The sequence below is a fragment of the Microbacterium testaceum genome, from assembly GCF_001476285.1.
GTDB classification, from domain to species: Bacteria; Actinomycetota; Actinomycetes; order Actinomycetales; family Microbacteriaceae; genus Microbacterium; species Microbacterium testaceum_B.
On sequence record NZ_LDRU01000034.1, the window covers coordinates 1 to 9746 of the forward strand.

8 protein-coding genes and 1 pseudogene are annotated in these 9746 nt (G+C 71.0%); 1 reads left to right on the top strand and 8 read right to left on the bottom strand.

The window, feature by feature from the left end; translation table 11 throughout:
* Positions 1-118 precede the first annotated feature (118 nt).
* The 8 genes from kduD to NS283_RS07115 form a co-directional block, all read right to left on the bottom strand.
* The gene (kduD, locus tag NS283_RS07080; RefSeq protein ID WP_058596178.1) at positions 119-883 is read right to left on the bottom strand and encodes a 2-dehydro-3-deoxy-D-gluconate 5-dehydrogenase KduD; all 765 of its coding nucleotides are present in this window, start codon (positions 881-883) and stop codon (positions 119-121) included.
* The gene (locus NS283_RS07085) at positions 880-1731 is read right to left on the bottom strand and encodes a fumarylacetoacetate hydrolase family protein (protein ID WP_058596179.1); all 852 of its coding nucleotides are present in this window, start codon (positions 1729-1731) and stop codon (positions 880-882) included. Before NS283_RS07085 ends, kduD begins: the two co-directional genes overlap by 4 nt.
* Complete coding sequence (locus NS283_RS07090; protein ID WP_081317302.1) at positions 1725-2984, bottom strand: glycoside hydrolase family 88 protein; 1260 nt, start codon at positions 2982-2984, stop codon at positions 1725-1727. Before NS283_RS07090 ends, NS283_RS07085 begins: the two co-directional genes overlap by 7 nt.
* Positions 2985-3002: 18 nt before the next feature.
* The gene (locus NS283_RS07095) at positions 3003-3677 is read right to left on the bottom strand and encodes a hypothetical protein (RefSeq protein ID WP_058596180.1); all 675 of its coding nucleotides are present in this window, start codon (positions 3675-3677) and stop codon (positions 3003-3005) included.
* Positions 3678-3680: 3 nt separating this feature from the next.
* Positions 3681-4595 carry a carbohydrate ABC transporter permease gene (locus NS283_RS07100; RefSeq protein ID WP_058596181.1) on the bottom strand — a complete coding sequence of 305 codons (915 nt, stop codon included), beginning with the start codon at positions 4593-4595 and terminating at the stop codon, positions 3681-3683.
* Entirely contained in the window at positions 4595-5545 is a 951-nt protein-coding gene (locus NS283_RS07105) for a carbohydrate ABC transporter permease (protein ID WP_058596182.1), read from the bottom strand. Before NS283_RS07105 ends, NS283_RS07100 begins: the two co-directional genes overlap by 1 nt.
* Positions 5546-5620: 75 nt before the next feature.
* Positions 5621-6919 (bottom strand): ABC transporter substrate-binding protein, encoded by a 1299-nt coding sequence (locus NS283_RS07110; RefSeq protein ID WP_058596183.1) that lies wholly within the window; start codon positions 6917-6919, stop codon positions 5621-5623.
* Positions 6916-8928 carry a DUF2264 domain-containing protein gene (locus NS283_RS07115; protein WP_193752641.1) on the bottom strand — a complete coding sequence of 671 codons (2013 nt, stop codon included), beginning with the start codon at positions 8926-8928 and terminating at the stop codon, positions 6916-6918. Before NS283_RS07115 ends, NS283_RS07110 begins: the two co-directional genes overlap by 4 nt.
* Before the next feature lie 153 nt (positions 8929-9081).
* On the opposite strand from NS283_RS07115, the pseudogene NS283_RS07120 reads away from it, so the two are divergent.
* Positions 9082-9746 (top strand): annotated as a pseudogene (locus NS283_RS07120) (heparinase II/III domain-containing protein); the annotation flags it as partial.

Here is a 9746-nt window from a genome sequence, read left to right on the forward strand (position 1 = left end):
CCACCCACACCCCGCGCTCGGGGTCGAGCGCGGGGTGTGGGTGGAGCGCGGGATGGGAGTGGAGCGCGCGGCGCGGCGCGGCGGCGCGTCGGCGGGGTCGGCGCGGCGGCGGGTCAGCTCACCGCACGAGCCATCCGCCGTCGACGGGGATCACCGCGCCGGTGACGTAGGCGGCGGCGTCGGATGCCAAGAAGACGAACGCCCCCTGGAGGTCGGCGGGCGTGCCCCAGCGCCCTGCGGGGATGCGCGCGAGGATCGAGGCTTCGCGGTCGGCGTCGGCACGGATGGGCGCGGTGTTGTCGGTGGCCATGTAGCCCGGCGCGACGGCATTCACGGTGACGCCCGAGGCCGCCCACTCGTTCGCGAGGGCCTTGGTCAGCCCCGCCACCGCGTGCTTCGAGGCGGCGTAGCCCGGGACGAGGATGCCGCCCTGGAACGACAGCATCGAGGCGACGTTGACGATGCGCCCCCACCCCTGCGCGATCATGCGCCGACCGGCGGCCTGCGAGAGATGGAACACGGCGTCGAGGTTGACCGCGAGCACGTCGTTCCAGTCGTCGGCGCCGTGCTCGGCGGCCGGGGCGCGCCGGATGGTGCCGGCGTTGTTGACGAGGATGTCCACGCGCCCGAGCACCTCGGCGGCCTCGTCGATCGCGGCGGCCAGCTCGTCGCGGGACGCCGAGACGAAGTCGCGGTGGATTGTGTGTACGCGCCGGCCGAGGGCGCGCGCGAGCTCGGCCGTGTGCCCCGCGTCGCCGCGGTCGATGAGCACGAGGTCGGCCCCGGCCTCGGCGAGCGCGAGCGCCGCGCCCTGGCCCAGGCCGCGGCTAGAGCCGGTGACGACGGCGACGCGGCCGTCGAGGCGGAAGGTGTCGAGGATCATTCGGGCTCTCCCGGGGGTGCGATGAACGTGGTGGTGAGCTCTCCGATGCCGCGGACGCGCACGGTGACCGCGTCGCCCGGGGCGAGCGGGCGGTGCGCGTCCTGCGCGGCGGAGAGCTTCTGCGGCGTGCCGGTCGAGATGACGTCGCCCGGCTCGAGGGTCAGCACCTGGCTGAGGTAATGCACGACGAAGGCGACCGAGAAGATCGTCGTCGCGGTGGACTGCGACACGGTGACCTCGCCGTCGCGCACGACTTCGACGAGCAGGTCCTGCGGATCGATCTCGTCGGCGGTCACCAGCCAGGGCCCGAGCGGCGCGAAGCCGTCGAAGCACTTGCCGAGCGCCCACTGGCTCTGCCGACGCTGCCACGAGCGATCGGACACGTCGTTGAGCAGCGTGTACCCCGCGACATGAGACAGCGCGTCGTCGAGGGCCACCCCGTGGGCGCGCCGACCGATCACGACGGCGATCTCCCCCTCGTAGTCGACGTCGTCGGCCACGGTCGGCACGACGACCGGATCGTTCGGCCCGCCGAGGGTGTTCGGCGTCTTAACGAAGACGTCGGGAGTGACGGGATCGTCCGCGGTCGGGTCGACGCCGTCGGGGACGTGCCCGCGGTAGTTGTACCCGAGGCAGAGCATCGCGCGCGGCACGACGGGGGCCCGCAGCACCGCGGTGTCCAACGGCGGGAGGGCGTCGGCATCCGTTCTCTCCACCAGATCCCGGATGCCGTCGAGCTCGGCGAACAGCTCGGGCAGGGGCCGCGGGCCGAGGTCGAGCGCACGATCGCCCGCCGTCCCCGCCAGCACCGCGACCGAGCGATCGCCGACGCGCGCGAGCCTCACCACGCCGGCCGCCAGTCGGGCCGCGCCGCGCGGGCCAGGGCCTCGAAGTAGAAGTAGTCGCCCCAGAGCGTCCCCTCGTCGACGCCGACGTTCTTCGGCAGGTCGTAGACGCTGTGCAGCAGTACGGTGTCGGCATCCGCCGCGGTCGCCGGCGTGTAGTGGGCGATGAGCGAGGCGAGGATGCGATCGGCCGCGGAACGCCACCGCTCGGCGTTCTCGGTGTCGACCTCGGCCAGCTCGTAGAGACCGCACACCGCGATCGCGCCCGCCGAACTGTCGCGCGGGGCGTCGGCCCCGTCGTTGTAGACGAGGTCCCAGTACGGCACGTCGTCGGCGGGCAGGTGCGCGAGGAAGTACTCGGCGCAGATGCGGGATGCCTCGAGCAGGTCGGGGTTCCCGGTCGCGCGGTGGTTCATCGCGAAGCCGTAGATCCCCCAGGCCTGTCCGCGCGCCCAGCACGAGTCGTCGAAGGCGCCCTGCTCGGTCGCTCCGCGCACGGGCTCGCCGGTTTCGGCATCCCAGTAGAAGGTGTGGAAGGTCGAGCCGTCGGGGCGCAGGATCTGTCGGCGCAGCTCGGCGGTGTGCCGGGCGACGACGTCGCTGTAGCGCTCGTCGCCGGTCTGCTCGGCCGTCCAGGTGAGCAGGGGCATGTTCATGAGGCTGTCGATGATCGTGCGGCCGCGCTGCGCGGGGTCGGCGAGGTCACCCCACGCCTGGATGATCCCGGCCGACGGCAGGTAGCGGGTCATCAGGTGGTCGGCGGCGGCGAGCGCGCTCGCGCGGGCGTCCTCGTCGCCGAGCAGTCGCGCCGGGGCGACGCACGACAGCGTGTAGAGGAAGCCGAGGTCGTGGGTGTCGAGATCCTCCCCCTCGCGCACGCGGCGACCGAAGTCGGCCGCGTGGGCGAGGGCGGCATCCCGGTACACGTCGTCGCCGGTGAGCTCGTACGCGATCCACTGCATGCCGGGCCAGAAGCTCGTCGTCCATCCGCGGTTGGCGCCCTCGGCGAAGCCGGCGACGGCGGGCCGCAGCGCGTAGCGGTTGTCGCGGGTGGTGTCGTCGGGGTACCGCGTGCCGAAGGCGTCGATGTTGGCGCGGATCGTGGCGAGCACCTGCGCGATGGCCCGGGCGGTGTCGACGCGTGCGGGGTCGACGCGTGCAGGGTCGACGCGTGCGGGGTCGACGCGTGCGGGGTCGACGCGTGCGGGGTCGACGCGGGCGGGGCCCGCACCGGTGGTGGGAGGCGAGGTCGTCATGCGGGGGAATCCTTCGGATCAGACGGCGGCGACGGTGGCGTCGGCCGGAAGCACGGGGCGGAGGGTGTAGCGGGCGTTCGCCCAGATCAGGTACAGCGCGGGTGCGGCGGTCAGGCCGAGCGCCAACGCGGGAGAGGTCACGAACAGCGCCGCCTGACCGGCGAGCACGAGCAGGCTCACCGCGCTGAGGTACCAGCGGCGGACGGCCAGGACGGCGCCCGTCGACAGCAGCACCCGCAGCGGGGTGGCCGGAGCCTCGGCGAGCGCGGTGAGCGCCACGGGAGCTGCGGCGAGAGCGAGCAGCGCGATCGTGGCGCAGAGCGGGACGACGAGGACGGACCAGGATGCCGCCGACACGGCGCGCACGTCGACCACCACGATCGCGAGCACGACGGCCACGATCGCGCCGACGGCGAGGGCTCTGAGGGCCGCGCGACGCCAGCCGGCCACGAAGGCGCGGACGACGCGTCCCTCCCCCAGGCCGTGCGCGCGGAAGGCGGTGAAGGCCCCGACGAGCGCGGGCCCGCAGAGCGGCGTCGCGATCAGCAGGAGCGGCCACGACGCGGCAGGGTCGGTGGTCACCAGCAGGAGCACGAGGGGTGCGCAGGCGACGAGCAGCAGCACGTTGACCATCAGCCCCAGGTAGACCGTCGAGAAGATGCTCGCGTAGGTGTCGTGGGAGATACGGCGCACGGCTCAGCCCTTCATTCCGCTGGTCGCGATGCCCTCGACGAAGTACTTCTGGCCGAGGAGGAAGACGACCGCGATCGGGACGACCGACATCGTGAGTCCGGCGAACAGCAGCGCGTAGTTGGCGTCGTAGAGGGTGCTGACGAAGCTCTGGAGCCCGAGCTGGATGGTCCAGAGGTCGGGGTTGCGCAGGTAGATGAGCGGGCCGAGGTAATCGTTCCACGTGCTGACGAAGGTGAGCATGGTCAGGCTCGCGATCGCGGGGACCGAGAGCGGCAGCATGATGCGCGCCCAGATGCCGTACTCGCTCAGGCCGTCCAGGCGAGCGGCCTCCGACAGATCCTCGGGGATGGTGTCGTAGTACTGCTTCATCAGGAACACCCCGAACGCGCCGAACGCCTGGATGAGGATGATCGCCCAGAGGGTGTTCGACACCTTGAGGTTCGACAGCAGGATGAACTGCGGGATCATGTACGACTGCCACGGCACGGCGATCGTGCCGATGTAGACGAGGAACAGCACGTCGCGACCGGGGAAGCGCATGCGCGAGAAGCCGTACGCGGCGAACGAGCCGGTGAGCACCTGCAGGAACGTCACCACGACCGCGAGCACGAGCGTGTTGCGGATCCAGGTGAGCATCCCGGACTGCGTCCAGATGTCGACGTAGTTGCTCCACACCCAGGTCTCGGGGAACCACTTCACGGGGGCGCTGAAGACGTCGTTCGGCGTCTTGAGCGAGCTCATGATCATCCAGAAGAACGGCAGCAGCAGGGCCGCGGCGGCAAGGATCATCACGGCGTAGCCGATGACGCGGCCCACCCGCCGGGCGGGGTGGGCGCCCGCGACGGGGCGGCGGCGCGGGGGTTTCGCGCCCGCGGTGACGAGCGTGCGGGTCGCGTCGGGGACGAGGAGATCGGTCATCAGGCGTCTCGCTTCTTGTTGATGAAGAACTGCACGAGCGTCACGACGATGCACAGGAGGAACAGGACGATGGATGCCGCTGACGCGTACCCGAACTGGTTCTCCTGGAAGCCCTTCTGGTAGATGAACTGCGAGAGCACGAGCGTCGACTGGCCCGGTCCGCCCTGGGTCATCACGAGGATCAGGTCGAAGATCTTGAACGAGTTGATGGTGAGCATGACCGTCACGAAGAACGTGGTCGGGCGCAGGCACGGCAGGGTGACGTTGACGAAGCGCTGCCACACGTTGGCTCCGTCGACGCGGGCCGCCTCGTGCAGTTCGCGCGGCACGGTCTGCAGCCCCGCGAGGAAGAGGATCATGTAGTAGCCCATGTCGCGCCAGGTGCTGATGATGACGACGGCGGGCATCGCCCACTCCGACGAGGTGAGCCACCCGGGCGGGTTCTGCAGGCCGAAGAAGCGCAGGATCTCGTTGATCGGGCCGTACTCGGGGCTGAACAGCAGGTTCCACACCACGGCGATCGCGACGATCGAGGTGATGTAGGGGAAGAACGCGGCGGTGCGGAAGAACGCGACCCCGCGCAGCTTGTTGTTGAGCAGGAGCGCGAGCCCCAGCGCGACGACCATCGTCAGCGGGATGTGCAGGACCGCGTAGTAGAGCGTGTTGAGCAGGGCGATGCGGAAGCTGCCGTCGCCGAGCAGGCGCTGGAAATTCGCGAGGCCCACGAACGCCGACGAACCGAAGACGTTCCAGTTCGTCATCGACATGTAGAAGAGCGTGACGACGGGCACGAGCGTCAGCGCCGCGAAGCCCAGGAAGTTGGGGAGGATGAAGCTCCACCCGATGAGGGTGCTGCGAAGCGTCAGGCGCGACCGGCGGCGCGCGGGGCGGGGCCCGCGGTCGCGCCCGGTCTTCGGCGCCGTCGGGCGCGTGTCGGCGATGGTCGCCATGGGGTCTCCAGATCGTGAGGGGATCTCAGGGGCGGTCGGCCCGGGACGGTGCCCGGGCCGACCGGTGAAGGGGCGTCAGCCGACGCCGACCTCGCTCTTGACGCGGTCTTCGGCGGTCTTGATCGCGTCGTCGATCGACGTCGATCCCGACATGACGGCGGTGTGCAGGTCGAGAAGGATGTTCTGCACGGCCGCGGTCTTGGCCGAGGTGGGGTTCTCGGGCTTGGTCTCGTGCGTCGACCACGCGAACGACGACAGCTCGTCGGTGGGCGCCCCCTTGACCGCGAAGTACGTCTTCGCGACCGCATCGCTCGTCAGTGCGGGGGTGATCCCGAGACCGGCGAGCACCTGCGCGCCTTCTTCACCCGAGGCGAAGGCGAGGAACTTCTTCGCGGCGGCGAGCTTGGTGGCATCCGCTGCCTTGTTGATCGCGAAGCCGGTCGGGTCGCCGAAGGTCACCGGGGTCTTCGAGGTGCCGGTCGTCGAGGAGTCGTACTGCGGGATCGGCGCGAAGCCCCACGAGAAGGCGTCGGCCTCGCCCTTGGCCTGCTGGGCGATGAGGGTCGCGACGTACCAGGTGCCCATCGGCATCATGGCCGCCTGCTGCTTGCCGAACTCGGCCTGGTAGGTGAGCTTGTTGGCGGTGACGGTGTTGTACTCGACCTGCGCGCCCGCGCTCTGCAGCGCGAGAGCCCGCTCGTAGTAGGGCTTCAGGTAGCCGTAGTCGCCGTCGAGGATGTTCGCGTCGGGGCTCTGCGCGTTCGCGAAGCCCTGCACGGTCGACTGCCAGCTGTGCTCGTAGGTGCCGAGGGCGGCGGAGCCGGCGGCACCGAGCTTGGTGGTCAGCTGCTCGGCGGCCTTCTCGTAGTCGTCCCACGTCCACGACCCGTCGGGCTCGGCGACGCCGGCCTGGGTGAAGAGGTCCTTGTTGTAGAAGAGCACCCAGGAGTCCTGGCGGTACGGCACGGCCCAGGTCGACCCGTCGACCTTGTACGCGTCGGCGCCGCCGATCCCGTCGGGAAGGGTCACGTCCGAGACGTCGGCGAGCTGGCCGCCGGCCTGGTACGTGATGAAGGTCTTGAGGTTCTTCTGGGTGATGATGTCGGGACCGGTGCCCGCGGCCAGGTCGGCCGTCATGAGGGTGTCGTAGTTCGCGGAGTCGTACTCCTTGACCTCGATCGTGACGTCGGGGTTCTCTTCGTGGAACTTGTCGGCCAGGGCCTGGAACTCGGGGGTCGTGCTCAGGCTCCACCCCGACATCGTCAGGGTGACGGGGCCGCTGCTGACGGCGTCGGACGATGCGCCGCTGCAGGCGGTCAGCGACAGGGCGGCGACGATGCCCACCCCGGTCGCGATGACGATCTTGCGCTTCATGCGTGCTGCTCCTTTGCGATTGCGTACGGGACACCGGTGCGGGCCCGAGAATGCCGGTGCGCCCATCGGGAGGCTCCGGAGTCTGTGAGAGGGGTGCGCGTCGACCGGCCGTCGGGCCAGGTGACGACGGCGACGGACTCGTCGCCCTCGAGCTCGAGCGAGGCACGGGCGTCGAGGGCGGTCGCGGCGCCGGTCAGGGTGACGAGGGCCGCGAACGGCACGCCGACCTCCGCGTCCCACGTGAGCACCGGCACGGCCGCGAGCCCGCCCAGAGGGCTCGCGTTGCGACGGACCACGACGCTCGAGACCGCCTCGGGACGAAGGGCCCGGATGCCGGAGACCCGGCCGTCGAGCTGCACCTCGGCGCTCCCCGTGTCGGTGCCGTGTCGCGGCTCGTCGCCCGCGAGGGGCCAACCGCCCACGCGGAGGCGCAGACCCTCGAGCTCGACGCCGACGGCGAGGTCGTCGATCGAGGTGAGACGCACCTCCCAAGGGCCGCGGACGAGCGAGCGCACGGTCACGCGCGCGATGTGGCGCACGGTGCCTGCGAGCCCCGCGCCGTGGCGGTGCGTCGTCGGAGCCACGTCGACCACGTGCACGTCGGAGGTCGAGGCCGCGATCCCGACGCCGTCGACGACCTGGGCACCGAGGGGTGTCAGGGCCGTGCGGTGGGTCGCGCGCCGCTGGGCGTCGATGAGGGTCACGGCCTGCTCGAGCGGATCGGTCCAGGCCAGCTCGTCGAGGAGCGGAGCCGTCGCCGTGGAATAGCCGATGCGTGCGTACAGGGGCGAGTCGGCGGTGCGGTCGCCGGGCCGGGCCTTGTCGGTGCCGTGGTTCACGACGCGGACGATCCCGTCGGCGCGGGTGCCCGAGACGATCCATCCGGCGGCGGCGACGGCACGCAGGTCGTCGGCTTCCGCGATCGGGAGGGGCTCGTCGACAGCGCTCCAGACGGGATGGTCGGCCGGGAGCATGATGCCCATCAGGCCCTTCACCGCCCAGTAGGGCGAGCCGGGGCCGGAGTACGACTGGGCGAGAGCGGGCCACTCGCCGTGCCACCCGAGGGTCAGGATGCCGTCCGCGTCGGGGGAGCCGTGCGCGACGAAGTGGTCGACGATCGCGCCCGCCGCGTGCCGCAGTCGTCCCATCCCGGTCGACGGGACCTCCGCGATGATGCCGGCCCAGAACGGAGCCGCGGCGGCGAACCGGTAGATGAGGCTCCGGCCCTGGAGGAGCGGCGAGCCGTCGACGCCAATGAGCCGCACGGCATCCTGGAGGAAGCGGTCGAGGCGAGCCACGTCGCCCGCGGTGCGGTGGCCGACGAGATCCGCGGCACCCGTCATGCGGGGCCAGAGCACCGGATAGACGTGGAGAGCCCAGCCGACGTAATGGTCGAAGGCGCGCTCCTCACCGTCCGAGAGCCAACCGTCGGCGCGGACGAAGGAGTCGTGGCGAGCGAGGTCCGCCGCGATGTCGTCGGCCGACCAGGGGCCGCCGACGGAGCGGAGGAACGTCTCGACGACGATGCGGAACCACACCCAGTTCGTGCGGGGGTAGGTGTCGTCACCCACGACGGGAGCGAGGTAGGCGATCACCCGATCGCGGGTCTGCGTGTCGAGGGCGTCCCAGATCCATTCGCGCGTGAGATCGAGGGCGAGCGCGAGGGAGGCCGCTTCGACCTTCGCCTGAGCGTGCTCGTCCATGCGCACCCACCGGTCGGCGGCATCCGGATCGACGCCGGTGCGCACCCCGTCGGCGAAGAACGCGATGAGCTCGTCCACGCCCTCGCCGCGCGCACCGGCGATGCGGAAGCCCGCGAGGAGGAACACTCGCGCGAAGCCCTCGAGGCCGTCCACCGCCGCGCCGTAGCCTCCCTCGGCACCGGGGAACACGATGCGTCCCCGGCCGGGGGTGGCATGCCGCTGCGCCGCCGAGAGGAGCGCGTCGGCGACGGCGAGCCAGTCGCTGCGCTGTCCGCCGGCGAGGCGGGGGAGGGCGGGAGTCGCCACGGATTCTCCTTTGAAGGCCGTCATCTCACCCGAATCGGACGGGTGAACGTTGGCGAGCGTATCAATCAGAAAACAACACCACAACATCTTTTCTGAATCCTAATGATCGTTTATGATCGATTCAGGCGGGAGAGGCCCGCTCGAAGGAGACCGATGTCGTTCCCCACCGCCCCGTTCTCGGGGCCCCTGGCCGCCCACCTCGGCGGCATCGCCGTGCGCTCTCGAGACGACGCGCTCCCGGTCGCCCCGGCATCCGATCGCTCCGTCTGGGACCGTCGCTCGGGGACCGCGGACCGGGTGGGCATCGAGGCGATCATCGCCCGCGCCGAGGTCGAGAGACCGACCCCGTGGCCGCACCCGCGCGCAAGCGACGCGGCGCGCGTGCACCGCGACGGAGACCGCACCGCGTGGGAGGACGCCGCCTTCGAGAGGCAGCGCCGGCTGAGCCGCGCGACGATCGCCGCGGCCGCCACCCTCGACGACGCGTGGATCGACGAGGTCGTCGACGGCGTCGTCCTGCTGTGCGAGCAGAGCTCGTGGTGCTGGCCCGCCCACGACGACACCCTTCGATCGCACGGCGCGGTCCTCGCCACCGTGACCGATCCTTACGTCGATCTCGGCGCGGGAGAGGCCGTCGCGCAGCTCGCGTGGATCGATCACCTGCTCGGTGCGCAGCTCGACGCGCGCGCTCCCGGCGTGCGCGCGCGTATCCGGCACGAGGCGCGGGTGCGCGTCTTCGAACCCTTCCAGCGCCGGCGCGACTGGCACTGGATCGGCCTCGACGGCGACGTGCACAACTGGAACCCGTGGATCCACGG